Here is a 24,940-nt window from a genome sequence, read left to right on the forward strand (position 1 = left end):
ATCGTCGGGATGGCGCGGTGAAGGCAACCGTGGATTCCGCATTTGTGTAGGAAACGAAGTACACATTTGTGTAGGTGGTGGGCGTCCCGCAGAAAACAACCTATCCTTTCCTACAGGAAATCGATAGGGAGGGACTATGCCGAGGACCATGCCGAACGGATGCCGCAATGTGCCGAAGCGTATCGCGTTGGTCGACAATGACGAATTGGCGTTGCGCGTGCTGGATTCGCTTGTTTCCGATCATCTGCCGGGATTGTACGTTGCCTGGCAGTCCACGTCGGGGCTTGAAGCGGTATCCGAATGTTCCGGGCAGAACGGACATTATGATTTGCTGATGCTCGATATGTCGATGGAGGATATGCAAGGCGCATCGGTATGCAGAAGGATCCGTTGCAAGAACAGGTATTTGCCGATACTGGGCATGACGAGTTTCTCCCTGAACAGGTATAGGAACGCCCTGATCGAAGCCGGAGCACAGGGGTTGGTCGGCAAAGAGGACCTTAACCGGATGGCTGGCTCCATGGCGCAGGCGCTCAATGGTGGGGTGATGGAAGGCTTCGAGACGCCACAAGGGGCGTACTACCGCATTCGGAACAGCACGGAAGGGCCGCGGTTGACCCCGACGGAGGAGACGGTGATTGAATTGGCATCGAACGTGGGGCTGCGGGATGATGAAATCGCCGAACGGCTGCACATCGCTCCCGCGACGGTGCGTAAGCATATGCAGAACCTCACCAGAAAACTCGGATGCAGGACTTCACGCCAGGCCGTATCGCTATGGTTGCGTAACCATGAACACGATGGACAGTGAGGTGCACGCATGATGAACATTCGACATCGGCTGAGTCATCCTTTCCGTTTGTTGTTGCTGCTGATTCCCATCGCCAATCTGTGCTCGTACCTGGTGATGGGCGATTTCTCCCATTGGTGGGTTCTGTTGCCAGCCTTGGCGCAGATTGCGTTGCTTGTGGTCGCATATTGGTATCCCAAGGTCGCGTTCTACGTCGATAGGATTTCGGATTTGGGCGGTGTTCTGACGTCGGAGAATTTGGATGATGACTGGAATATGTACGCCAGCATTCCCGTGAAGGCGACGAAATGATGGCTTCGTCTCCCGTTTCACGGACGCGGCATATCCAGGCATATCCGGCGTACGCATACACAAATGCGGCAGAAAGAAATTGCGCTCCATAACGGTGCGGCGTGATACTGGCTGAAAACAGGCAAGGAATCGTACGGCATAGACGACGTAGGCTTCACATGAACATCATCGGGGGACTGGCATGAGCAAACAGGGGAGCGATTCGAAAAATGGTGGCAGATCGCGGAGAAGAGGCCTTACTTGGACGCTGTTGGCGGCCGCCTTGTCCGCATGTCTCGCAGTCGGAGCGTGTGCGCTATGGCTTCCCGACCGTTCTCCGCAGTTATTATCCGCGGCACAGGAGGTCACTTCCGCTCCGGCATCGGTCCAGGACTACAGCGGATCGCAGCAGGTGACGCTCGTGCCAACGGTTTCTGCCGACCGTGAGCTCATCGGTAACGCGACGGGCACCGTGACCGATGACTGGTCCGCGGGTGGCCTTGCCTCCGGCAGAAGAGCCTACCGCGTCGACGATCGCTCCATAGTGGCCTTGAATACGGCGACGCCCCTGTATCGCGATTTGCAGACAGGGGATAAGGGCGATGACGTGCTTGCATTGAACAACGAGTTGAATCGACTCGGTTATAACAGTGTTCCGGATTCGAACACCTACTGGTGGGCCACGTCCGATGGGTGGCGCCAGCTCATGGCGGACAACGGGAACGCATCGGATGGCTCGCTGAAACTTGCGGATACGATCTGGATTCCCGGCGATTCGGTGAACGTGGATCAGTGGAGTGCCGTCAAGGGAAGCGTGGTCGCCGCTGATGCCGCGGTGGGCAAGGTCCCCGGAAGCCTGATGAAACTTACCGTTAAGAACGGCGCGGCATCGTCCGAGGACCGCGTCGTCGTGACGTCCGGCGTCACGGGCACGTTGCCCGCGAATTCGACGGAGATGACGGACGGCACATTCCTGCAGCAAGTAGCGGGAACGGACGCGTATCGTTCGCTTTCGCAGGATGGGAAGAACGCTGGTCTGGATGCCACGCTGACATTGTCCGAACCGCTGCGTGCGCTAAGGGTTCCCGCTGGAGCGGTGTTCGGCATCAACGGTTCCGCCGGGTGCATCGTGCCGGAAACCGGGAAGGCCAAGGGGAAGCCGGTGCCGGTGTCGATAGTGGGTAGCGAGCTTGGTGTGAGTCTGGTCACTGTGGATGACGCGGATATTTCCACGATTTCGACGGTGCGTATCGGCAGCGGCTTGGATGCGCTGCGATGCGGATGATGGGTGGCGTCGTATGCATGTCGAGATGAGGGGATTGGCGCATCGCTTCCCGGGGACGGATGTGCTGTTCGAAAACCTTGATTATACGGTCGAACCCGGTGTTACGGTGGCTGTGTGTGGTCCTTCCGGATGCGGCAAGTCCACACTGTTGTCGATTCTGGCGGGTTGGGAGAAACCGTATCGGGGTACGGTGATTCGCGAAGGTGTGGAACGCATCGGTTGGGTGTTCCAGAATCCGTATGGGGTGGCGGAACGCACCGCGTTGGATCATGTGGTGTTTCCTCTGCTGGCGAAGGGAATGCGTCGAAAAGAGGCTGAGCCTGAGGCGTTGGGCGCCATGGACCTGTTCGATCTGGCCTATGCCGCGGACCGTCGTTTCTCGGATCTCTCCGGTGGTGAGGCGCAACGTTTGATGCTGGCTCGCGCGGTGTGCTCAAGGCCGGATATGCTGCTCGTCGACGAGCCGACGGCGCAGTTGGATACACGTACGGCGCATTCCGTAAGCCACGTGCTGGGCAATCTTGCCGGGCAGGGGATGATCGTGCTGGTGGCCACCCATGATCCGGATACGCGCGATGCGTGTGATTGCGTGCTCGATCTGGCGGACTATGCGCCGGGCGGCAAACGGTCCGGTGAGACGGAAGGCGAACACGCATGAGAGTATGGTCGGTGGTTTCCGAAGCGATGCGCAACATCGGCAGCGGGGTCAGTCGCGCGTTTACGATGTTCCTCGTGGTGTTGGTAGCCGGCACGCTTTTGGGCGGCTATGAGGCGATGAACGTGACCGGGTTGGAATCCGAGGCGAGCGAACGTATCCGTTCCGATGCCGATGTGAAATCCATCGTCGGCGGCGACGTCGATGGCGGTGCCTGCGATCGGCTTGCCGACGCGCTCGGCGGCGGTACCTCGGCTGGGGCGATGCGTGCCGCTTCCCGCATCATTATGCAGGCCACGCCGGGCAAAGACGTCACATCATATGAAGTGACTTCAGGCATGTTGCGCCTGATCGTTTCGGGAACGGATGGCGCGAAGGCCGACGCTTCCGGAGTGTGGATCTCATCCGATGTGGCTGGGGACTTCGGTTTGGCTCGCGGAAGCCTGATGCGTACCGGTGCCGGTACGGTGCGTGTGGCCGGTGTATTCGATTGGCCCAATGATGGGCGTGACACGCGGTTCGCCTACGCGGTGATCGTCCCTGTTTCCTCCGATGCGGGCACGTTCAACGAATGCTGGGTCAAGCAATGGCCGCAAAGCGAACAGTCGGAGAGCTTGCTGTACTCCACGTTGGTGGTGTCGGGTAGCGGCGGCGGTGGCGCCGGTGTGACGCAGGTGAACAGGGGATTCGACGCCCGTTATAATGCGTGGGCTTCGTATATGAATCGGCAGACCAGATGGATGCCGTGGATAGGCTTTGCCGTCGGTGTGCTCGTTGGTGCGATTGCGGTGAGACGTCGCCGTTTGGAGTATGCCGGGGCGTTGCATTCCGGTCAAGGTAAAGGCTCGCAATTGTTGGGCATCATGATCGAGACGAGTATCTGGTCAGGGTCCGCAACGTTGTGTTCATGCGTACTGCTTGCCGCATACTGTGCGCGTATGGGCGGTTCCGACCCGGTCGGTGTGCTGTTGGGGGCGGCACGTTCGCCGCTGTCGATGTTCGCCGGTTCGGTGGTAGCGGCCGTGGCGGCGGGCGCGTTCGTTCGGCAAAGCCAGTTGTTCAGGTATTTCAAGCGGCGCTGACGTGTAATGGAGTGAGCGTTGGAACACGGCTGATTCCACGGCGACACTACTTTTGGTCAGCTTGACTATAAATGGTGTTACGCTGTTCCGCAGCAGGGAAAGACCCCGCTTTGAAAGGAACGGCATGGGCATCGGCAACGTTTCGGAAAGACGCTTGGCACAACCGGGAATCGGCGTCTCCGTGGTGATTCTCGCGCTCGGCCCGCATGGCGACAGTGCGGCCAACGGAAGCAGCCGTCTGTGGCTACCACTGGTTCGCCGCGTCAGACAGCCCTTCATGGGGTGCTGGGCATTGCCGGGCGGCGACCTGCGCGTAGGGCATTCCCTGGAGGAATCGGCGTTCAAGGCATTGGAATCCACCACCGAACTGCATCCGAAATATCTCGAACAGCTCTACACGTTCGGCGACCCCTCACGGTCGAGCGGCGGGCTTCCCATGGTCTCCATCGTGTATTGGGCGCTCGTCGGCGAAGCGGAAACCAAGGATTTCGCCGAAGTGGACAACGTCAAATGGTTCCCCGTCGACGATCTGCCGGAACTCGCCTTCGACCATCGCCGCATCATCGACTACGCCCTATGGCGCTCGCGCAGCAAACTCGAATACCCCGACATCGCCACCAAACTCGTCGGCGAGGAATTCACCCTCAGCCAGTTGCACGACGTATATGAGGCGGTCACCGGGCAACCGCTCGATCTGGCGAACTTCCGCAGGAAAATGCTCGCCTCCGGGCACTTGGAGGACACCGGCAGGAAACTGCACGTGGGGCGCAGCCGTCCTGCGACCATATACCGGTACCGGCACGACGACGAAGCTCGCATGGAATTCGCATTCCCCGCGGCAACGGAACGCAGGAAACCGGAACCCCGGCCGGACGACGCGCTATCCGCGCTCATGCCGTCGTGACATACCACGACGAACACCATCGGAATTTCGGTACGGCACACAACCGCGCCATACCAGCAACATCGTGAACACCATATGAAAGGAACGCAGCATGACTGCAACACTCTCCTCGCCGTCCGTTGACGAGATCATCGCCAAGCTCGGCGCGCAAAGCACCTGTGACGCCGGACTCACCCAGGATCCGTGGCATTTCGACACCACCAAGCCGAGCTACGGGCCCGGCGCATCCATGTTCGACCCGCTGCCGAGCAACGCCCCCAGACAGCAGGTGCTTCCGGAGGAATACCGCAACGCCTCCGACGAGGAACTGCAGGAACGCATCAAAGCGGCCAAATCCCGCCTCGGCAAGAAGCTGCTGATCCTGGGCCACTTCTACCAGCGTGATGAGATCATCGGCCACGCCGACTTCGTAGGCGACTCCTTCCAACTCGCCAAGAACGCCACCGAACGTCCCGACGCCGACCATATCGTCTTCTGCGGCGTGCACTTCATGGCCGAAACCGCCGACATCCTCTCCACGCCCGAACAGACCGTGACCCTGCCGAACCTCTCCGCAGGTTGCTCCATGGCCGACATGGCCAACATCGACCAGGTCGAGGAATGCTGGCAGCAGCTCGGCGACATCTGCGGCACCAAGCCCGGTTCCGATGGCCGCCAACAGATCGTGCCCGTCACCTATATGAATTCGTCCGCCGCGCTGAAGGCGTTCTGCGGGCGCAATGGCGGCATCGTATGCACGTCCTCCAACGCGCACGCCGTACTCGAATGGGCGTTCGCCCGCGGCAAGCGCGTCCTGTTCTTCCCCGACCAGCATCTGGGCCGCAACACCGCCCGCGCCATGGGCATTCCGCTGGAGCAGATGCCGCTGTGGGATCCGTTCAAGCTCGCCGGCGGCGCCGAAGACCCGGCCGTGTACGCCAACGCCAAGATGATCCTGTGGAAGGGCTTCTGCTCCGTGCACCAGCGCTTCACCGTCGAACAGATCGAACGCGCCCGCAAGGCGTATCCGGGCGTGAAGGTCATCGTCCACCCCGAATGCGCGATGGACGTGGTCGATGCCGCCGACGGCACAGGCTCCACCGCCTACATCGTCAAGGAAATCGCCAACGCCCCGGCCGGATCCGCCGTGGCGGTCGGCACCGAAATCAACCTGGTGAACCGTCTGGCCGCGCAATACCCCGACAAGACCGTGTTCTGCCTCGACCCGGTGGTCTGCCCGTGCTCCACCATGTACCGCATCCACCCGGCCTACCTCGCATGGGCGTTGGAGAACATCGAACAGGGCAACATCGTCAACCGCATCACCGTGGATGACGACACCGCGCGTGACGCCAAAATCGCCCTGCAGCGCATGCTGGAGGTGCACCCGTGATCGTCGTGATCGGCGCCGGCATCGCCGGATTGTCCGCGGCGCTCGCGGCCGCGGGGGATGGGCGCTTGGGGGAGGAAGGGCTTACCGCGTACGGGAACGCCAGTATCGCCGGTGGTGTCGCTTCGGATGAGGTGCTGCTCGTCTGCAAGGACGAATTCGTGGAATCCAACACCTACCATGCCCAAGGCGGCGTGGCGTGCGCCATCTTCAGCGACGACAACCCGCAGCTGCACTCCGAGGACACCATGGCGGCCGGGCATGGCCTGTGCGACCGCACCGCCGTCGACGTGCTCACCGACGAGGGCGCACGCCGCGTGCGCGAACTCATCGCCGCCGGATGGCGCGTGGACCGTGCCGACGACGGGTCGGTGCTGCGCGGGCTCGAAGCCGCGCACTGCCGTTCCCGCGTGGTGCATGCCGGAGGCGACGCCACCGGCAAGGTGCTCGAACTGGACGTGAGCGCCATGGTTCGGCGCAACCCGCGCATCCATGTGCTCGAACACGCGTTCCTGGACGATCTGATCGTGCGTGACGGGTGTGTCGCCGGCGTGCGGCTTACCGTGCGGGGCGCGGACGGCGAAGCCGAAACGCGCACGGTCGACGCCGCGCGTGTGATCCTCGCCACGGGCGGTGCCGGGCGACTCTACCCGTACACCACCAATCCCGCCGTGGCCACCGGTGACGGCTTGGCCGCCGCGCTGCGGGCCGGAGCGCAGGTCGCCGACCTGGAGTTCTACCAGTTCCACCCCACGGCCATGGCCATAGGCGAGCATTTCCTCGTCTCCGAAGCCGTCCGTGGCGAAGGTGCGGTGCTGCTCGACGAGCATGGGCACCGTTTCATGACCGACGTGGACCCCCGGGCCGAACTCGCCCCGCGCGACGTGGTGGCCCGAGCCAACTTCCGCACCATGCAGGCGCAAGGCGGCAAGCCGGTTATGCTCGACGTCTCGCCCATGGCCAAGGAGAACCCCGATCTGGCCGCGTTCCTGCGCCACCGTTTCCCGACCATCGACGCCTACACGCGTTCCCTCGGCTTCGACTGGAGCAAGGAGCCGATTCCGGTCGCCCCCGCCGCGCACTACTGGATGGGCGGCATCCGCACCGACCTGTTCGGACGGTCCAGCATCCCCGGCCTGTATGCCGCGGGCGAATGCGCGCGAACCGGCGTGCAGGGCGCGAACCGTCTCGCCTCCAACTCACTGCTCGAAGGACTCGTCTACGGGTATCGCGCGGGACTTGCCGCGGTGCGCGACGCGGACGGTACCGTATGGCAGCCGCAAAGCCTTGACAACAGTGCGATCGAGGGTCTGCCGGTCGCCCAGGAGCCGATGGTGCTGGATATGCCGGGCCATGACGGTGGCAACGGTGGCAGCGACAACGTTAACGGCAGCATGGATGCGGGCGTATGGGACCGCGAGCGCATCGAGAACGAAATGTGGAAGCATGTCGGCGTGCTTCGTGACCATGACGGCCTGAACGTTGCCGTCACGGACCTTGCCGAGGCGCTCGCCGGGGCGAACGCCGTAGTGCCCGGCATGTCAGGCGCCGGTTCGTATGCCGATCGCATCGCCGTGCTGGAGAACCGTAATCTGCTCACCGTCGGGTATGTCGAAGCGGTTGCCGCGTTGAACCGTTGCGAATCGCGCGGCGCGCACACGCGTACCGATTATGCGGCGATCAATCCGACCATCGCCCATTCCATCGCCTACCGTCTGAAAGGAGTGCCATGCTGACCCGTCAGGTCATCCGCAAGGCCGTGGAGGCCGCTCTTGAGGAGGATGCGCCCAATGGCGACATCACCTGTGCCACGACCATTCCGCCGCTGGCCCGAGGCGAGGCGCGTCTCGCTGCCCGCGACCATGGTGTGATGAGCGGCATCGACGTGTTCGCTGCGGCGTTCGAGGCGCAGAATCCCGAGATTGCGTTCGCATCGGCGATTGCCGATGGCGAGCGTTTCGAGCCCGGGCAGACGCTCGCCACGGTGAGCGGCCCGGTGTGTGACCTGCTCACCGCGGAACGTGTGGCTTTGAACTTCACCCAACGCATGTGCGGCATCGCCACCATGACCGACATGTTCGTCCAAGCGGCCGAACAGGCGAGGATTCTGCCCGGGTATCGCGCCCCGCGCACCTATGCGGCCACGCGCATCGTCGACACGCGCAAAACCACGCCCGGACTGCGCCCGTTCGAAAAGTATGCGGTCGTCTGCGGCGGCGGGCATAACCACCGCTATGGCCTGTCGGATGCGGTGATGGTCAAGGATAACCATCTGGCCGCGCTCGCCGAGCAGGGCATCGACATGGCCGGTGCGATCAGGCATATCCGCGAACAGGTGGGGCACACCACGCATATCGAAGTGGAAGTGGACCGGCTCGAACAGATTCCCGCGGCGCTCGAAGGCGGTGCGGACACCATCATGCTCGACAATTTCACCTTGGAGGATACGCGTGCCGGCGTGGATATGATCAACGGCCGTGCGATCGTGGAGGCCAGTGGCACCATGACGGTGGAACGCGTGCCCGAAGTGGCGGCCACCGGCGTGGACGTGATCTCCGTGGGAGCGTTGACGCACAGCGTGCGCAGCATCGATCTGGGATTGGATTGGGTGCGATGAGCGGCAACGGGACGACGGGCGAACTGTATTTGGATGCGGCATCCACCGAACCGGTGTCGCGCACGGTGATCGAAGCCATGATGCCTTTCCTCACCGAAGCGTACGCGAATCCGCTGAGCGTGCATCAGCCGGGCAAAACCGCGGCGCGTGCGCTCGACGCGGCGCGCGCCTCGCTGGCCGCCGATCTGGGCGCACGGCCGGATGACGTGATCTTCACTTCGGGTGGCACCGAATCCGACAATCTCGCAGTCAAAGGCATCGGCATGGCCCGGATGCGCATGTTGCGCGACAAGTACGGCGAATCGGTGAAACCGCGCATCATCGTCTCCGCGATCGAACATCCCGCCGTACTGCAGTCGGCAGCCTGGATGGAACGATGGTTCGGCGTGGAGGTCGTGCGCATCCCCGTCGACGAACAGGCCCATATCGACACGGAAGCGCTGGAACGTGCGCTCGCGCAAGGCGACATCGATGACGGCGAACGGGAATCCGCCGGTCATGGAAGCGTTCTTACGCCGACCAACCGCACGCTGCTGGTGTCCGTCATGCTCGCCAACAACGAGGTCGGCACCATCGAACCCGTTGACGGGATCGCACGCATCGCGCACGCCCACGGCGTACCCGTGCATGTCGACGCGGTGCAGGCGGCGGGGCAGATCCCGATCCGCATGCGCGACTGGGATGTGGACGCGTTGAGCATATCCGGGCATAAATTCGGCACTCCGAAAGGGCTTGGCGCACTGCTGCTGCGCGGGCGCACGCCTGTCGAACCGGTGCTGTCCGGCGGCGGGCAGGAGCGCGGATTGCGGTCCGGCACGCAGAACGTGGCCGGTGCGGTGGCGCTCGCGATCGCGTTGCATGAATCGAATGAGCGTATGGCCGGGCAGTACCGGGCGCTGGCCGAATCGCGCGACAGGCTGATGGATGCCGTGCTGCGCGTCGAACCGAGGGCGCAGGTGACGGGCGATCCGGAGCGCAGGCTTCCCGGGCACGCGTCGTTCGTGTTCCCCGGTTTGGCGGGGGAGGCGCTGCTGGTCGATTTGGATGCGCGTGGCATCGCCTGTTCGTCCGGTTCGGCGTGTGCGCTCGGACGGCATGAGGTGCCCGCCACACTGTTGGCCATGGGTTTCACGCAGCCGGTTGCGAAATCGGCGTTGCGCATGACGTTCCGTACGCCGCTCACGCCCGAGCAGATCAACCGCGTCGCCGCGGCCGTCGAGGAATCGTGCCATTCGCTCACCCACACGTCCGCCGCGCCGTTGTGACGTTGTGACATCGTGACGTTGTAGCGCTGTAGCGCCGTTCTATGCCCGATCGGCACCGAACAGCCATGCGCGCAACGCTGCGATCTCCCCGTCGTCGATGCCGTGGCCCAAACCCGGGCATACGTGGTGGAACAGTCTGCCGGTCCGTGCGAGCACATCATGCGCATTGCGCTGGTCGTTTGCGGGAATCGTATGATCCTCATCCCCGTAGCACAAGGCGAAACGGGTGGAACCGCCTATGGTTTCCGCACCTTCCTCGCCCTTGAACGAAGGGCTCATAAGCGCCGCGGCATCGAACGCATCAGGGTGCTCGAGCACCATACGATACGACAAGTAGCCGCCTTGGGAGAAGCCGATCAACACCTTGCGGAAACGATCGTAGGCGGGGGAGCGCAGCAGTTTCGTCACCGCTTCGCCCACGGCGGCGCATTCACGCCGACGCTCCTCGACCCCGCAGCCGTCCGGATACCAGTAGCTGGTGCCGATGAACGGCCTGTCATACGTGCCGCGGAACGACATATAGTTCGGCTTGCGGCCCGTACCCTCATACAGCGCGTCGATGATGCGGATCATCTCATGCTCGTCATTGCCGAACCCATGGAAGCCGAGCAGCAGCAGATCGTCATCGCCTTCGAAATCAACGCTCGCCGTCATCCTGAGCCGTACGCCATGACGGTCATCACCAATGCGATCGGTCAATCGGAACCTCCCTCGAACATGCGGGGCGCGAACGGGGCGCAAGCCCCGGAACCAAGCGGCCTCAGCGGTCGCTGTCGCATTACCTCGCTAGTATTGGCTCGGTTTATGTGTAAGTGCAGATAATCAATCACGTACCGAACATTACGCAACAAGAACAGTAATACTAAGAGAGGTTTCGATGGCGGTTCGCGGCGATATTCGAAATGTAGCGATTGTGGCACACGTCGATCACGGCAAGACCACGCTGGTCAATGCCATGCTTCAGCAGTCCCACGTGTTCAACGAGCGTGAGGAAGTGCCGGATCGTGTGATGGATTCCAACGATCTGGAACGCGAGAAGGGCATCACCATCCTCGCCAAGAACACCGCCGTGGAATACAACGGCCCGATGGCCGCCAAGTACGGCTGCCCCGACGGCATCACCCTCAACATCATCGACACCCCCGGCCACGCCGATTTCGGCGGTGAGGTCGAGCGCGGCATCTCCATGGTCGACGGCGTGGTCCTGCTCGTCGACGCTTCCGAAGGCCCGCTGCCGCAGACCCGTTTCGTGCTGCGCAAGGCCCTCGAAGCCAAGCTGCCGGTCATCCTGTGCGTGAACAAGGTGGACCGCCCCGACGCCCGTATCGAGGAAGTCGTCGGCGAAACCTCCGACCTGCTGCTCGGCCTGGCCGACGACGTGCAGCACGAAGGCATCGACCTCGACCTCGACCAGCTGCTCGAAATGCCGGTCATCTACTGCGCCGCCAAGGCCGGTTACGCTTCCGCCAACCAGCCCGAAGACGGCGGTCTGCCGGACAACGACAACCTCGAACCGCTGTTCGAGGCCATCATCTCCACCATCCCCGCCCCGGAATATGAGGAAGGCGCGCCGCTGCAGGCCCACGTCGCCAACATCGACTCCTCCGACTTCCTCGGCCGACTCGGCCTGGTCCGCATCTACAACGGCACCCTGGAGAAGGGCAAGACCTACGGTCTGAGCCGTGTGGACGGATCCATCGAAAACTTCCGCGTGTCCGAGCTGCTGCGCACGCAGGGCCTGGACCGCACCCCGGTCGAATCCGCAGGCCCCGGCGACATCGTCGCCGTCGCAGGCGTGAACGACATCATGATCGGCGAAACCATCGTCGACCCCAGCGATCCGAAGCCGCTGCCGCTCATCCACGTCGACGATCCGGCCATCTCCATGACCTTCGGCATCAACGACTCCCCGCTGGCCGGCACCGAAGGCAAGGACCACAAGCTCACCGCCCGCATGATCAAGGACCGTCTGGACCGCGAGCTCATCGGTAACGTGTCCATCAAGGTGCTGCCGACCGACAGACCGGACGCCTGGGAAGTCCAGGGCCGTGGCGAACTCGCCCTGGCCGTGCTCGCCGAGCAGATGCGCCGCGAAGGCTACGAGCTGACCGTCGGCCGCCCGCAGGTGGTCACCAAGACCATCGACGGCGTGATCAACGAGCCTATGGAGAACACCACCATCGACGTGCCGGAAGAGTACATGGGCACCGTCACCCAGCTCATGGCCGACCGTAAGGGCCGTATGGACAACATGACCAACCACGGTTCCGGCTGGGTGCGTCTGCAGTTCACCGTGCCGTCCCGTGGCCTGATCGGCTTCCGTACCGCGCTGCTCTCCGCCACCCGCGGCACCGGCATCTCCTCCTCCATCTCCGCAGGCTACGCCCCGTGGGCCGGCGCCATCACCATCCGCCAGAACGGCTCCATGGTGAGCGACCGTCAGGGCGTCGCCACCCCGTACGCCATGCAGCGTCTGCAGGCTCGCGGCAACTTCTTCGTCGAACCGCAGTCCCCGGTGTATGAGGGCCAGGTCGTGGGCGTGAACAACAAGCCCGACGAGCTGGACGTGAACATCACGCTGGCCAAGCACATGACCAACATGCGTTCCGCCACCGCCGACGTGCTGGAAACCCTGACCCCGCCGATCAAGATGAGCCTCGAGGAGTCCCTGGACTTCGCCAACGAGGACGAGTGCGTGGAAGTGACCCCGGAGTCCATCCGCGTGCGCAAGATCATCCTCAACCGCGAGGACTGGTACAAGTGGCGCGCCAAGCAGCGTCGACAGAATGCTCAGAATAATAAGTAAATTCTGAGGGGCATTCTGTCGACCTTCGCGCACGCTCTGGCGTGCGCTGAGTGAAGCGTGAGGCCTCTTCCCATACGGGAAGAGGCCTTTTGCCGTTCACGGTCCGTTCTTTCCCGGCGCGAACGTTCTCGCCTACGGGCGGTAGAGTCGAAGGTATGAGTCGTAGGAATAACGAATCCCTGATGCCGTGGTCGCATCGCCAAAGCCCGTTCATGCAGATGTTCATCACCATGCTCGCCGGAGCCGCCAGCGCATTCGTCGGCACCATCGCGCATCGCATGGGCGCATCCATGAACATCCCCTACGGACTGGTGATCGCGCTGCTCATCCTCGGCGTATCCACCTGGTGCGCACGCGCCCGCATGGGTTCCACCGGCATCGGCGTGCATCTGATCGCATCCTCCATCACCGCGTGGGGCGTGGCCATCTGCGGTGTGAACGGCAGCGCCCTCACCCCGGTCGGCTTCTCCGGCAGCGTGCCGTTCTTCAGTCAGAACGTGGGATACATGTGGCTGTACGGCTTGGTCATCCTGCAGGTCGTCATGCTGTTCCTGCCGCGCAAGTGGTTCGCGATCCCGCCGCGCAAGGAATACACGACGTCCGCGAAGCGCACGTCGAAGGCGTGACGTTCCGCACGGCACCCGCGCAACGGAACAATACCGGCACACACGCGCAACGCGCGGTACGGTGGAGGTATGACGCATAAGCAGCTGACCTATCTCGGGCCGGAAGGCACCTTCACCCATCAGGCCGCCATCGAAGCGGGCGACCGTCTGATGGAGCAATACGGCATCGACAAGCCGGAACTGGTGGCCGCACCCGACGTGCCGGCCATCATGGCATCGGTGCAATCCGGCGAATCCTGGGGCGTGATCGCCTGGGAGAACAACGTCGAAGGGTATGTGATGCCCAACCTCGACGCCCTGATCGACGCCCACGACGCCGCAGGCCTCGCGCGCATCGGCATCGACATCTCCTTCAACGCCTTCGTCCCGCGCGGCGCCTCGCACAACATCGACGGCCTGCCCGTCAGCGCCCACCCGCACGGACTCGCGCAATGCAAACGATTCATCGCGCGGCATCACCTGCACCCCACGCCCGCCTCGTCGAACGCGGCCGCCTGCCGTGATCTGCAACCCGGAGGCGTCGCCCTCGGCCCGCGCATCTGCGGCGACCTGTACGGCCTCGACCTGGTGGGGGAGCGCGTGGACGATTTCGACGGCGCGCACACCGATTTCCTCGTCATCGCGCCACGCGCCGACGTCATGGCATACTCCTCCCAAGCCCGCGAGCGCGAATTCGAAACCGTGATCACCTTCATCCCCCTGGCCACCGGCCCCGGCGTCGTCGCCAACCTGCTGGACGTGCTGCGCGATTGCGGGCTGAACATGACCAGTCTCATCTCCCGCCCGATCAAAGGGCACGACGGCACCTACAGCTTCATCATCACGCTCGACGCGGCACCTTGGGAACCACGCTTCCGCGACATGCTCGTCGAAGTGGCGGAACATGGCGACTGGACGAAAACCATCGCCGTATACCCGCGCAGGGAACGGCCGAACCCGCCGGTCGACTCGTGGATGCTACCCGAAGGCGGCATCAGGCTCGACTCTTCGAAACTGGAATCGGATTGGCAGTCGGAACAAAGCGCAAGAAGGGAATTGCTGTGGTAGAGCAGGTTGGCATCGTAGGACTCGGACTGATCGGCGGTTCGCTGGCGCGCAGATTGAACGATCGCGGCGTCGAAGTGACCGCATGGAATCATCGCCCGCATCCGTATGCGGCGGCTCGCGCCGAAGGCATCCGGTGCGTGGATACGCTTGGTGAGCTCGTCGCCTCGAACCCGCAGGTGCTGGTGCTATGCAACCCGCTGAAAGCCATGCCCGCGATCCTGAACGAACTCGCGCCGCTGCTCGCGAGTCGCCCGGATATCACGCTCACCGACGTCGGCAGCGTCAAAGGCATGGTGCGCGATCAGGTCGAACAGGCGGGACTGGGGGAGCGGTACGTCGGCGCACACCCCATGGCGGGCAACGAACTGTCCGGCTGGACCGCCGCCGATCCGAGCCTGTACGACGGGGCGCTGTGGGCGATCACCGTCGACGCGAACACGGCTTACGAACGTTTCCTCGCCGTCGCCGAACTCATCGTCGAAGACAGCGGCAACCGTCTGATCGTGTTGGACGATGCCACGCATGATCGCGCGGCCGCGCTCATCAGCCACATGCCGCACGTGGTGGCCACTTCGCTCATCAACGAGCTGGTCGATAATCGCGACCGGAACATCGCCGCGGCGCTCGCCGCCGGATCATGGCGTGACATGACGCGCGTGGCGCTCACCGACCCGAACCGCACCCGAGCCATGGTCGAAGAGGACAAGGTCAACGTGGAAGGCTTGCTGAGAAGCATGGCGCAGCGGTTGACGGCGGTGGCCGACGAACTGCGCGACGGCGATGCGGACGCGCTTGGGAGGTTCTTCGCAGACGGCCAGCCGTTCCGCGAGTACAAGGCCGCGAAGGGGCGCGGCGGCGGTGAACTGGTCATTCCCGAAAGCGGATGGCAGCAGGCGTTGCTGGAATCCGCACGCCGCGGCGAAGCCATCATCGGCTTCCTTGACAGCCATACCGTGCGTCTGCGCGTCCACGCGATGTGACGGCATGGTTTGCCGATTCGCCTCGCGACATCATCGGGCGTAAGGCAAAAGGAATGGGGCCGGCCTCCGGTAATACGGTAATACCGAAGAACCGGCCCCATCGAAGTGCGGGCCAGGCTACTTTTTCTCCCGCACCACGTGTGGACGTTCCGGAACCGGTTTCAACCGGGCGATGGTGTCCGCATCGATCCTGACGCGCTGCGCCGGGCGCGAGCCATTGGCGGCCGCGTCGCGCACCATGTCGAGCGTGTAGCCGTTCCACGATTCCACGTGCCCCACGTAATCACGGAACTTGGTGCGCCCGTCCTGCGGGTCCACACCTTCGATCACACGCACCACGACGCGCGCACCGGTAGGGATTTCACGAGGTAAAGCCATGAGGAGCCTCCTTACTCCGAAGCGACGGCGTCAAGCACCGGTGCCTTCAACGCACGACGCGCGGGAGGCAGCGAGGCGAGAACGCCTATACCTATCGACAGTAGCAGGAACACGCCGAGTTGTCCCCAAGGAATCGCCAAATGTTCCATGCCGCTCGACTTGTAGGTCTGCTGGATCACCATGCCGGCGGCGGTTCCCGTGACCAATCCGAGCACCGTGCCGAGCACCGAGATGAGCGCCGCCTCGATGGCCAGCATGCCGCGGATCTTCGCCTTGGACGCGCCGATGGCACGCAATAGGCCGATTTCGCGTGTGCGTTCCGACACGCTCAACGCCAGCGTGTTCACGATGCCGAAGATCGCGATGATGATCGACAATGCCAGCAGCGCGTACAGCACGATCAGCATCTGGTCGACCAGCGAGCTCACCGTGGACTTGTATTCGTTGTGATCCTTCACGCTCAGCACGTAATACGGCTTCGTCTGCTTGAGGATCTTCGCGCGCAGACCGGCCACGTCGGAGCCCTTGCGTGCGGTGACGAACAGCATGATGGTGAACATCGCCTCCTTGTTGGTCAGCTTCTCCGCCTGCTCGTCGTTCATGAGCACCATGGTGCGGTACACCGAGTTGGAGATGACCGCGCCGATGCGCTTGGTGATCCTGGTCGGCTCCTCGCGCGTTTTGACCAGCGTGGCAGGGTCGACGTTTTTGGCGTCCTCGACGACCTTCTGCGCCTCATCGCCCTTGGCCTTCGCCCCGGCGATATCGCCCTGCGCGAGCAATGCCTGCGCTTCGGTTTGCAACGCCTGCGTCTTGGCCTGCACTTTCGCCTGGTAATCGGCCTGCGCCTTCGCCGTGGCATCCTTGTCGACCACCACGCGCGTGCCGGTGATCGTGACCTTGCCGCCAAGCTTCCAGCCGCGATCCTCCATAAGCTTCTCGCCCACGACGAGCTCGCCCGCGCGAAGCGCCTTGTCCGCATCGCCCTGCGTGGTCGTGGGATCCATCACGTCGGAGAACACGGTGGGCTGTTCGGCGAACGCCATGGCCGTCTTGCCGTCGAACTTCACGCTTGGCATCATGCGGCTGACAGACACGGATTGCACGTCCTTGATGCCTTTGATGCCGGCGACGGCCTTGTCGGGAATCCTGCCGTTGTTCGAATAGACGATGTAATCGGTCCGCAGGTCATTGTCGATCAGACCTGCCACGGAGGCGTTCACCGAGGAAGCCACCACGCCAAGGCAGCTGACGATCGCCACGCCCACGAACAGGGCGGCCGCGGTATTCGAAGTGCGGCGCTTCTGCCGGGACAGATTGCGCATCGCCAAGCGCCCGGCGACGGGGAACAGCAGGGAGGGCAGCCAGCCGAGCAATACGCTCGCCGCGTTCACCAGGGCCGGGCCGACCATGATCACGCCGATCACCACGCAGGCGGCGCCGATACCCAGCGTCCAGCCGGTGCCGAGTTGTTTCGCCAGCGCGTTCACCGGGGCGAACGGCGTCGGGCTGGCGCTGCCGGCCGCGCCGATCCGCCAGCACAACGCCCATGACGCCACGCCGACCAGCGTGACGACGGTGCCCGCGATGGCGCGCGGAACCACGGACGGTTCCGGGTTCACGGTTTCGTTCATCGCCTGGATCGGCGGTGCCATCGCGGCCCGGCGTGCGGGAAGCGCCGCGCCGATCACCGCCACCGCCACACCGACCAGCAGGCCGACGAGCATATCGTTCGGCGTCGGCGCGACTGAACCGGTCAGCGGCATACCCATTCGCGCCAGCAGCGCGGCGATGCCCTTGACCATGCCCCAGCCGAGCGCGATGCCCGCCACGGATCCCGTCAACCCCAGCAGCAGCGCCTGGATGATCACGGTGAGGAACACCTGGCCGCCGGAGGCGCCGATCGAACGCAGCAGCGCGTAGCCGCGCATGGATTCGCGCACGATCATCGAGAAGGTGTTGGCGATGATGAACGAGCCGACGAACAGCGCGATCACCGCGAAGATGAGGATCAGCGGCTGGATGAAGCCCAGCATCTCCTTATTGCTTTTGGAGCTTTCGTCGCGCATCTGGTCGCCGGTGATCGCATGCGCCTTGGCCGAAGCGGGAAGCGCCTTGTCGATGCGGGCGGCGAGTTCCCGCTGCTGGTCGGCGTCGAGCGGCGAACCGCCATTGGCGGAACCATACACGTTGATGGTCTGCGTGCGCCCGCTTTGCCCGCTGCTCTCGTGGCACAGGTCCTTGACCACGGTGCCGGGCAGCGCGATGAGCAGTGCGCCGGCCTGCGAGGAGTCGGTGGAGAACACGCCCACGACCTTCACGTCTTCGGGGCCGGAAGGGTAGACGAGTTTGGCGGTGCTGCCGACATGCAGGCCGGACTGTTCGACTGCGAAGGAGTGCAGAGCGACCTCATGACGGTTCTTCGGCCAACGGCCTTTGCTGAGATGCGCCGAACGCCACGCTTCGCCGTCCACGCCGATGGTCGTGCCGGACATGCCGCCCGAAACGGCGTTGCCGTCCTTGCCGACCAACGTCAGCCTGCCGCTGATCGATACGTCGGTGCTGACGGAATCCACGCCCTTCACCTTGCCGATGACGGATACGAGCGACGTGTCGATGTCGTTGTATGTCGCGGTGTCGGAGGAATCGGAGTCGGACGCGTCCTGCTGCTTTTCGGAGCCACGCACGTACACGTCATGGTCGGCGTTGGTCGCCATCATCTCGTCGACCTGGTTGTTGAGCATCTCGCGGAAGCAGAACGAACCGACCACGAACGAGACACCGAGCGCGATGGCGACGATGGATAGGAGGAAACGCGAGAAATGTGCGCGGGCGTCGCGCAGGCCTACACGGATCATGCGACGGCACCATCCCCGGTTTCGGCGGGCATGGCGTTCGCGGCGGCGTTCCCGCCATCGTTCCCGCCGTCTCCCATGCCATCGTTCCCGCCGTCGCCCGTGTCGGCGTCCATATCATCGTCATCCTCGGCGAACACCTGCAGGATCTCCTGATACGTCGGATGGTGCAGGTCGCGCGTGATCGAACCGTCCGCAAGCACCAGCACGCGGTCGGCATACGAGGCGGCTCGCGGGTCATGCGTCACCATCACGATGGTCTGCCCGTATTCGCTCACGGAATGTTTGAGGAAACTCAGCACCTCACGGCTGGTGCGCGAATCGAGGTTGCCGGTCGGCTCGTCCGCGAAGATCACGCTCGGCCGCGCCATGATCGCGCGGGCGCACGCCACACGCTGCTGCTGGCCACCGGAGAGCTGGCTGGGGCGGTGGGACAGGCGTTCGCCGAGCCCGACCACCTCCACGACCTTGTCGAACCATGCGCGGTCGATGGGCTTCTTCGCGATCTGCAACGGCAGCAGGATGTTCTCCTCCGCGGAGAGCGTGGGAACCAGATTGAACGACTGGAAGATGAAGCCGATCTGATCGCGGCGGAAGCGCGTCAGCTGGCGCTGGTTCATCGAGGAGACCTCAAGCCCCTCGACCTCGACCCTGCCGGACGTGGGCTTGTCGAGTCCGGCCATGCAATGCATGAGCGTGGATTTGCCCGATCCCGAAGGGCCCATGATCGCGGTCATTTCGCCACGGGCGAAATCGACGCTGAGATGATCGAGCGCCTTCACCTGGGCGTCGTCGGTGCCATACGTCTTGACCAGGTCGACGGCCCTCGCCACCACGGCTTCGTCGCCCTCCGCCGAAGCACGTCGTTCATTATGTTGTATGCCGTGTATTGCCATGTCTTCCTCGATTGCATGATGGCGATTGCATGATGGCGAAACGCCCTACGGATATGTCATACCGAGTTTATACGGAGGCGTACGGGTAAGGTGGCGCTATGGCCGATTGCATATTCGAGGAGCCGATTCGCGGGTTCGGGACCTATCTCAAGGCGAATCGGGGATTGAGCGAACACACGGTGAAGGCGTATCGCGCCGACGTGCACGACTGCCTCGCATATCTGGAGGAGCAGGGCGTACGCGACCTCAACGAGGTCACCGCCGACGACCTGCGCGCCTGGATGGGGAAGCGTTCGCCGTCCCACGCGCGCAGCAGCATGGCCCGCGGCGTCGTCGCGGTGCGCCGGTTCTTCGCCTGGGCGTATGAGCATGACGTGACGCGTTCCGATCCCGCGTCCACGTTGATGACCCCGAAGATTCCGGGTGTGCTGCCCACGGTGCTGTCCGAGGAACAGGCCGAAGAACTCATGAATCGCGAGGACCGCGACGCGGCCGAGGATCCCGACGACCCGAAGGCGTTGCGCGACGCGGCGATGCTCGAACTGCTGTACGCCACGGGTATCCGCGTGGCCGAACTCGTGGGGCTCGATACGGGCGACGTCGATTTCTCCAACCGCACGGTCAAGGTGACCGGTAAGGGCGACAAGCAGCGCGTGGTGCCGTTCGGGCTTCCCGCGGCCAAAGCGTTGGAGGCGTGGCTGGAACATGGCAGGCCCCGCGTGCTGGCGTCCCGTTCGGGCAAAGGCGACGTGCCGGCCGACGCGCGTGATGCGCTGTTTCTCGGTATGCGCGGCGGCAGATTGGATCAGCGGATGGCACGCCGCGTGGTCCACGGCGCGGCGCGGGAGGCCGGGGTGCCGGATATCGGCCCGCACGCCCTGAGGCATTCGGCAGCCACGCATCTGCTGGATGGGGGAGCGGACCTGCGCGAAGTGCAGGAGATGCTGGGGCACTCCTCACTCAAAACGACCCAGCGCTACACGCACGTCTCCATCGAACAGTTGAAATCGCGGTACCGTCAGGCGTTTCCACGTGCCTGAGCCGATTCGTTTTCGACGGTTTCGACGATTTTGCACGTGGATGCGGTGTGCCGATTGGAACGGAAAGCGGCCTGTTCGCTTATAGCGAAGTTATGGGGACTTCGAAAAGGGTGGACCATGCCGTTACCCGGCTGTCTTCGACGTGGGACACAATGGAGACAATGTCAAAGGGGCTGGATGCAGGCGATTGACTTTCGCCGTGCATCCGCCCCTTCGCATTCAGGGCGTCGACCATACGCCCTCACCGAATAGGAGAAACATATGAAGAACAAGGCATTCGCCGTTGCGGCCGCAGTGTGCGCCGCCGCGATGATGCTCGGCGGCTGCGGCGCCAGCAATGGCTCCAGCTCCGCCAGCGGCAACATCATCACCGCTTACAATTCCGAACCCCAGAAGAACCTGATTCCGGGCAACATCAACGAGACCGGCGGCGGCAAGCCCGCCGACCTGATGTTCGCCCGTCTGGTGTCCTTCGACGATAAGGGCAACGCCTCCAACGAGATCGCCGAATCCATCACCCCGAACAGCGACGCCACCCAGTACACCATCAAGCTGAAGGACTGGAAGTTCGCCAACGGCCAGACCGTGAAGGCCGAGAACTTCACCAAGGCCTGGAGCTACGTCGCCAACGCCAAGAACGCCATGCTGTGCTCCTCCTTCTTCAACACCATCGCCGGCTACGAGGATCTGCAGAAGACCAGCGGCCTCAAGGGCACCGAGCAGCTGAGCGGCCTGAAGGTCGTCGACGACAAGACCTTCACCGTCACCCTGTCCCAGCCTGATTCCGTGTTCGCCATGAAGGTCGGCTACACCGCATTCGCCCCGCTGCCCGACTCCTTCTTCAAGGACGCCGCCTCCGCCAAGGCCTTCGGCCAGAACCCGAAGGACGGCTGCACCGGTCCGTACGTGTTCGACCACTGGGATCACAACAAGGAAATCGCCATGCTGAAGAACGCGGATTACAACGGTAACCGCAAGGCTCAGAACGATGGCGTGACCTTCAAGGTCTACACCTCCGACACCGCCGCCTACGCCGACGTTCAGGCCGGCAACCTCGACGTGATGGAATCCGTCCCGGCCGCCCAGACCAAGACCTTCGAGAAGGATGCCAAGGTCCAGGCCTACAACAAGGCCGGCTCCGTCATCCAGACCTTCACCATCCCGTCCAACCTTGAGCACTTCAAGACCAACACCGAGGAAGGCCAGCTGCGTCGTCAGGCCATCTCCATGGCCATCGACCGTTCCGCCATCACCTCCAAGGTGCTCTCCGGCACCGGCACTCCGGCTCTCGACTTCACCTCCCCGATGACCCCGGGCTACTCCAAGAGCCTGAAGGGCAACGACGTGCTGAAGTACAACAAGGCCAAGGCCAAGGAACTGTGGGCCAAGGCCGACGCGATCTCCAAGTTCAGCGGCCAGCTCACCTTCTCCTACAACGCCGATGGCGGCCATGAGCCGATCTACAAGGCCATCGTCAACTCCATCAACAACACCCTGGGCTCCGAAGTCGCCGCCACCAACCCAATGCCGACCTTCAACGAGTTCCGTGAAGCGGTCACCAACCGCAAGATGACCGGCGCCTTCCGTACCGGCTGGCAGCCCGATTACCCGTCCGCCGAGAACTACCTGTTCCAGATCTTCGATTCGAAGGCCGCGGACGGCAACGGCTCCAACGACGGCGATTACAAGAACTCCGAGTTCGACGCCCTGCTGGCGAAGGCCTACGCCACCACCGACACCGACGAAGCCAACAAGCTGTACCAGCAGTCCGAGGAGATCCTCCTCAAGGAACTGCCGGCCTTCCCGGTCTACAACGCGAACGCCTACGGTGTCGCGTCCAAGAACGTGAAGAGCGGTTTCGCCATGAACTGGCAGAACCTGCCGACCTACGAGAAGATGAGCAAGAAGTGATGCTCCTTCCGTGATCGGAATCAAGGGCGAGGACCGAATGGTCCCCGCCCTTTCTGTTTTCGGGCGAACCTGTGGCGGTACGGCCCATGCACAGGCGCCTATTAGGGGGCGCTGAACGCCAAGTCAGTCCATGCGGTAGACTGTCACAGTATTTATTGACCGCGCATGAAGTAACGCCGCGCGAAGCGGAACGATGCCGCCGGCGCGTGCGCGGTTATGGAACAAGGAGTTTCTATGGGCAAGTATCTTCTGCACCGAGTGCTGCAGATGATCCCCGTGGTTCTCGGCACGACGTTGCTGGTGTACGCCCTCGTCTTTGCCCTGCCCGGCGATCCCGTGAAGGCGATGTTCGGCGACAAACCCGTCAATCCCGCCGTCGAGGCGCAGCTGCGAGCCGAATACAATCTCGACAAGCCGTTCATCATCCAGTACCTCATCTTCCTGAAGAACGCGCTGACGCTTGACTTCGGCAAGACCTTCTCCGGCCAGCTCGTCATCGACGAGATCGGGCGCGCGTTCCCCGTCACCATCAAGCTCGCGCTGATGGCGTTCGTGTTCGAAGCGGTGTTCGGCATCATCTTCGGTGTCATCTCCGGCCTGAAGAAGGGCAAGTGGTACGACACCGTCATCCTGATCGTCTCCCTGCTGCTCATCTCCGTGCCGACCTTCGTCACCGGCTTCCTCGGACAGTACCTGTTCGGCATCAAGTGGAGCATCCTCCCGGTCACCGCCGGCAACGACCCGACCTTCATCGACCTGCTCCTGCCGGCGATGGTGCTCGGATCGGTGTCGATGGCGTACATCATCCGACTCACCCGTTCCGAGATCTCCTCGAACATCGCCGAGGACTACGTGCGTACCGCACGTGCCAAGGGCATGAGCAACAAGCAGGTCATGCTGCGTCACGTGCTGCGCAACTCCCTGATCCCCGTGGTGACGTACCTCGGTCAGGACATCGCGGCCCTCATGGGCGGCGCGATGATCTCCGAAACCATCTTCAACATCCACGGTGTCGGCTGGCTGACCTACCAGAGCATCCTCAAGGGCGAAGGCAACCTGGTGGTGTCGATCGTGACGCTGCTCATGCTGATCTTCGTGGTCTGCAATCTTATCGTCGACCTGCTGTACGCGGCGCTCGATCCGCGTATCCGCTACGCCTGATTCGGAAAGGAGCATAAGGAAACATGACTGATATGACCACCCTTCCCGGTCAGGAGCGTTACGTCGCTCCGCTCGACGAAACCCCGCTGCAGGACGTCGACAAGGTCGACGAGACCGCACCCGCCAGCAGCATGTGGGCCGACGCCTGGCGCACGCTGCGCAGGAACCCGATGTTCATCATCTCGGGTCTGCTCATCATCTTCATCATCATCGTGGCACTGTTCCCGTCCCTGTTCACCAAGCAGAACCCGAACTACTGCACGCTGGAGAACTCGCTGGGACCGGCATCCGCCGGCCACCCCATGGGCTTCGACTTCCAGGGCTGCGACGTGTACACGCGCGTGGTCTACGGCACCCGCACCTCGCTGAGCGTCGGCCTGTGCGCCACCATCCTCGTGGTGATCATCGGTACGATCATCGGCGGTTTCGCCGGCTTCTTCGGCGGCTGGCTCGACTCCCTGCTGAGCCGTCTGACCGATATCTTCCTGGCGCTGCCGATCCTGCTCGGCGCCATCGTCGTGCTGCAGATGTTCAAGACCAACAGCTCGATCTGGAAGATCGTGTTCGTCATGGCGCTGTTCGGCTGGACCTCGACCGCCCGCATCGCGCGAGGCGCCGTGATGGAAGCGAAGAACCTCGAGTTCAACACCGCATCCACCGCACTCGGTTCCTCCCCGATCCGCAACCTGTTCCGTCACATCCTGCCGAACTCCCTGGCCCCGATCATCGTGGTCGGCACCACCTCGCTGGCCACCTACATCGTGCTTGAAGCCACGCTGAGCTTCCTCGGCGTCGGCCTGCCGAGCACCACCGTCAGCTGGGGCGGCGACATCTCCCAGGCGCAGACCAGCCTGATGACGAACCCGATGGTGCTGTTCTACCCGTCCGCGGCATTGGCCATCACCGTGCTGTCCTTCATCATGATGGGCGATGCGGTGAAGGATGCCCTCGATCCGAAGAGCCGTTCGCTCTGAGCTAGGAG

22 protein-coding genes are annotated in these 24,940 nt (G+C 63.2%); 18 read left to right on the forward strand and 4 right to left on the reverse strand.

What is annotated here, in order from left to right:
- Window positions 1-169 precede the first annotated feature (169 nt).
- The 10 genes from KIH75_RS02205 (at window position 170) to KIH75_RS02250 (ending at window position 10,258) form a co-directional block, all read left to right on the forward strand.
- Window positions 170-811: a response regulator gene (locus tag KIH75_RS02205; protein ID WP_338024268.1), complete on the forward strand. Its 642-nt coding sequence runs from the start codon at window positions 170-172 to the stop codon at window positions 809-811.
- Window positions 812-820: 9 nt separating this feature from the next.
- The gene (locus tag KIH75_RS02210; protein ID WP_219055180.1) at window positions 821-1,102 is read left to right on the forward strand and encodes a hypothetical protein; all 282 of its coding nucleotides are present in this window, start codon (window positions 821-823) and stop codon (window positions 1,100-1,102) included.
- A 400-nt stretch (window positions 1,103-1,502) separates the two neighbouring features.
- Window positions 1,503-2,366 (forward strand): hypothetical protein, encoded by an 864-nt coding sequence (locus tag KIH75_RS02215; protein ID WP_338024269.1) that lies wholly within the window; start codon window positions 1,503-1,505, stop codon window positions 2,364-2,366.
- Window positions 2,367-2,379: 13 nt separating this feature from the next.
- Complete coding sequence (locus KIH75_RS02220) at window positions 2,380-3,024, forward strand: ATP-binding cassette domain-containing protein (protein ID WP_219055182.1); 645 nt, start codon at window positions 2,380-2,382, stop codon at window positions 3,022-3,024.
- On the forward strand, window positions 3,021-4,103 hold the full coding sequence (locus KIH75_RS02225; RefSeq protein ID WP_219055183.1) for a hypothetical protein: 1,083 nt from the start codon (window positions 3,021-3,023) through the stop codon (window positions 4,101-4,103). The genes KIH75_RS02220 and KIH75_RS02225 overlap by 4 nt, the downstream gene beginning before the upstream one ends.
- A 124-nt stretch (window positions 4,104-4,227) precedes the next feature.
- The gene (locus KIH75_RS02230) at window positions 4,228-5,007 is read left to right on the forward strand and encodes an NUDIX hydrolase (protein WP_219055184.1); all 780 of its coding nucleotides are present in this window, start codon (window positions 4,228-4,230) and stop codon (window positions 5,005-5,007) included.
- A gap of 91 nt (window positions 5,008-5,098) precedes the next feature.
- A complete protein-coding gene (gene nadA / locus KIH75_RS02235) occupies window positions 5,099-6,379 on the forward strand; it encodes a quinolinate synthase NadA (RefSeq protein WP_219055185.1) in 1,281 nt (426 codons plus the stop codon).
- 104 nt (window positions 6,380-6,483) lie between these two features.
- A complete protein-coding gene (locus KIH75_RS02240) occupies window positions 6,484-8,112 on the forward strand; it encodes an L-aspartate oxidase (RefSeq protein WP_420829163.1) in 1,629 nt (542 codons plus the stop codon).
- Window positions 8,106-8,993, forward strand: a complete 888-nt coding sequence (gene nadC, locus KIH75_RS02245) for a carboxylating nicotinate-nucleotide diphosphorylase (RefSeq protein ID WP_219055187.1) — start codon at window positions 8,106-8,108, stop codon at window positions 8,991-8,993. Before KIH75_RS02240 ends, nadC begins: the two co-directional genes overlap by 7 nt.
- Window positions 8,990-10,258 (forward strand): cysteine desulfurase family protein, encoded by a 1,269-nt coding sequence (locus KIH75_RS02250; RefSeq protein ID WP_219055188.1) that lies wholly within the window; start codon window positions 8,990-8,992, stop codon window positions 10,256-10,258. The genes nadC and KIH75_RS02250 overlap by 4 nt, the downstream gene beginning before the upstream one ends.
- 39 nt (window positions 10,259-10,297) lie before the next feature.
- Here KIH75_RS02250 and KIH75_RS02255 read toward each other — a convergent pair whose 3' ends face one another.
- Entirely contained in the window at window positions 10,298-10,912 is a 615-nt protein-coding gene (locus KIH75_RS02255; RefSeq protein WP_219055219.1) for an alpha/beta hydrolase, read from the reverse strand.
- Between the two features lie 223 nt (window positions 10,913-11,135).
- Between KIH75_RS02255 and typA the strand changes: the two genes are divergently transcribed.
- The 4 genes from typA to KIH75_RS02275 all read left to right on the forward strand — a co-directional run bounded on the left by typA (window position 11,136) and on the right by KIH75_RS02275 (window position 15,717).
- The gene (gene typA / locus KIH75_RS02260; RefSeq protein ID WP_219055189.1) at window positions 11,136-13,064 is read left to right on the forward strand and encodes a translational GTPase TypA; all 1,929 of its coding nucleotides are present in this window, start codon (window positions 11,136-11,138) and stop codon (window positions 13,062-13,064) included.
- Between the two features lie 155 nt (window positions 13,065-13,219).
- On the forward strand, window positions 13,220-13,690 hold the full coding sequence (locus KIH75_RS02265) for an alcohol dehydrogenase (protein ID WP_219055190.1): 471 nt from the start codon (window positions 13,220-13,222) through the stop codon (window positions 13,688-13,690).
- 69 nt (window positions 13,691-13,759) lie between these two features.
- Window positions 13,760-14,737: a prephenate dehydratase gene (locus tag KIH75_RS02270; protein WP_219055191.1), complete on the forward strand. Its 978-nt coding sequence runs from the start codon at window positions 13,760-13,762 to the stop codon at window positions 14,735-14,737.
- Complete coding sequence (locus KIH75_RS02275) at window positions 14,731-15,717, forward strand: prephenate dehydrogenase (RefSeq protein ID WP_219055192.1); 987 nt, start codon at window positions 14,731-14,733, stop codon at window positions 15,715-15,717. The genes KIH75_RS02270 and KIH75_RS02275 overlap by 7 nt, the downstream gene beginning before the upstream one ends.
- Before the next feature lie 117 nt (window positions 15,718-15,834).
- Here KIH75_RS02275 and KIH75_RS02280 read toward each other — a convergent pair whose 3' ends face one another.
- The 3 genes from KIH75_RS02280 to KIH75_RS02290 are packed head-to-tail and all read right to left on the reverse strand — an operon-like array spanning window position 15,835 to window position 19,846.
- Entirely contained in the window at window positions 15,835-16,095 is a 261-nt protein-coding gene (locus KIH75_RS02280) for a DUF6725 family protein (RefSeq protein WP_219055193.1), read from the reverse strand.
- An 11-nt stretch (window positions 16,096-16,106) separates the two neighbouring features.
- The gene (locus tag KIH75_RS02285; protein WP_219055194.1) at window positions 16,107-18,953 is read right to left on the reverse strand and encodes an ABC transporter permease; all 2,847 of its coding nucleotides are present in this window, start codon (window positions 18,951-18,953) and stop codon (window positions 16,107-16,109) included.
- Window positions 18,950-19,846, reverse strand: coding sequence for an ABC transporter ATP-binding protein (locus tag KIH75_RS02290; RefSeq protein WP_219055195.1), 897 nt, complete (start codon window positions 19,844-19,846; stop codon window positions 18,950-18,952). The genes KIH75_RS02285 and KIH75_RS02290 overlap by 4 nt, the downstream gene beginning before the upstream one ends.
- A gap of 98 nt (window positions 19,847-19,944) precedes the next feature.
- Here KIH75_RS02290 and KIH75_RS02295 point away from each other — a divergent pair, with 98 nt between their 5' ends.
- From KIH75_RS02295 to KIH75_RS02310, 4 genes are all read left to right on the forward strand, one after another.
- Complete coding sequence (locus KIH75_RS02295; protein ID WP_219055196.1) at window positions 19,945-20,886, forward strand: tyrosine recombinase XerC; 942 nt, start codon at window positions 19,945-19,947, stop codon at window positions 20,884-20,886.
- Window positions 20,887-21,147: 261 nt separating this feature from the next.
- Window positions 21,148-22,797 (forward strand): peptide ABC transporter substrate-binding protein, encoded by a 1,650-nt coding sequence (locus KIH75_RS02300; protein WP_219055197.1) that lies wholly within the window; start codon window positions 21,148-21,150, stop codon window positions 22,795-22,797.
- Between the two features lie 234 nt (window positions 22,798-23,031).
- Entirely contained in the window at window positions 23,032-23,958 is a 927-nt protein-coding gene (locus KIH75_RS02305) for an ABC transporter permease (RefSeq protein ID WP_219055198.1), read from the forward strand.
- 23 nt (window positions 23,959-23,981) lie between these two features.
- Window positions 23,982-24,932, forward strand: coding sequence for an ABC transporter permease (locus KIH75_RS02310; protein ID WP_219055199.1), 951 nt, complete (start codon window positions 23,982-23,984; stop codon window positions 24,930-24,932).
- The last annotated feature ends 8 nt before the right edge of the window (window positions 24,933-24,940 follow it).

The sequence above is a fragment of the Bifidobacterium pongonis genome (genome assembly GCF_019331805.1).
GTDB classification, from domain to species: domain Bacteria; phylum Actinomycetota; class Actinomycetes; order Actinomycetales; family Bifidobacteriaceae; genus Bifidobacterium; species Bifidobacterium pongonis.

Bases quoted from the DNA above. Each gene is read 5' to 3' on its own strand.
- KIH75_RS02210 (WP_219055180.1), top strand. From the start codon at position 821: ATGATGAACATTCGACATCGGCTGAGTCATCCTTTCCGTTTGTTGTTG.
- KIH75_RS02220 (WP_219055182.1), top strand. From the start codon at position 2,380: ATGCATGTCGAGATGAGGGGATTGGCGCATCGCTTCCCGGGGACGGAT.
- KIH75_RS02225 (WP_219055183.1), top strand. From the start codon at position 3,021: ATGAGAGTATGGTCGGTGGTTTCCGAAGCGATGCGCAACATCGGCAGC.
- KIH75_RS02230 (WP_219055184.1), top strand. From the start codon at position 4,228: ATGGGCATCGGCAACGTTTCGGAAAGACGCTTGGCACAACCGGGAATC.
- nadA (WP_219055185.1), top strand. From the start codon at position 5,099: ATGACTGCAACACTCTCCTCGCCGTCCGTTGACGAGATCATCGCCAAG.
- nadC (WP_219055187.1), top strand. From the start codon at position 8,106: ATGCTGACCCGTCAGGTCATCCGCAAGGCCGTGGAGGCCGCTCTTGAG.
- KIH75_RS02250 (WP_219055188.1), top strand. From the start codon at position 8,990: ATGAGCGGCAACGGGACGACGGGCGAACTGTATTTGGATGCGGCATCC.
- KIH75_RS02255 (WP_219055219.1), bottom strand. From the start codon at position 10,912: ATGACGGCGAGCGTTGATTTCGAAGGCGATGACGATCTGCTGCTGCTC.
- typA (WP_219055189.1), top strand. From the start codon at position 11,136: ATGGCGGTTCGCGGCGATATTCGAAATGTAGCGATTGTGGCACACGTC.
- KIH75_RS02265 (WP_219055190.1), top strand. From the start codon at position 13,220: ATGAGTCGTAGGAATAACGAATCCCTGATGCCGTGGTCGCATCGCCAA.
- KIH75_RS02270 (WP_219055191.1), top strand. From the start codon at position 13,760: ATGACGCATAAGCAGCTGACCTATCTCGGGCCGGAAGGCACCTTCACC.
- KIH75_RS02280 (WP_219055193.1), bottom strand. From the start codon at position 16,095: ATGGCTTTACCTCGTGAAATCCCTACCGGTGCGCGCGTCGTGGTGCGT.
- KIH75_RS02285 (WP_219055194.1), bottom strand. From the start codon at position 18,953: ATGATCCGTGTAGGCCTGCGCGACGCCCGCGCACATTTCTCGCGTTTC.
- KIH75_RS02290 (WP_219055195.1), bottom strand. From the start codon at position 19,846: ATGGCAATACACGGCATACAACATAATGAACGACGTGCTTCGGCGGAG.
- KIH75_RS02295 (WP_219055196.1), top strand. From the start codon at position 19,945: ATGGCCGATTGCATATTCGAGGAGCCGATTCGCGGGTTCGGGACCTAT.
- KIH75_RS02300 (WP_219055197.1), top strand. From the start codon at position 21,148: ATGAAGAACAAGGCATTCGCCGTTGCGGCCGCAGTGTGCGCCGCCGCG.
- KIH75_RS02305 (WP_219055198.1), top strand. From the start codon at position 23,032: ATGGGCAAGTATCTTCTGCACCGAGTGCTGCAGATGATCCCCGTGGTT.
- KIH75_RS02310 (WP_219055199.1), top strand. From the start codon at position 23,982: ATGACTGATATGACCACCCTTCCCGGTCAGGAGCGTTACGTCGCTCCG.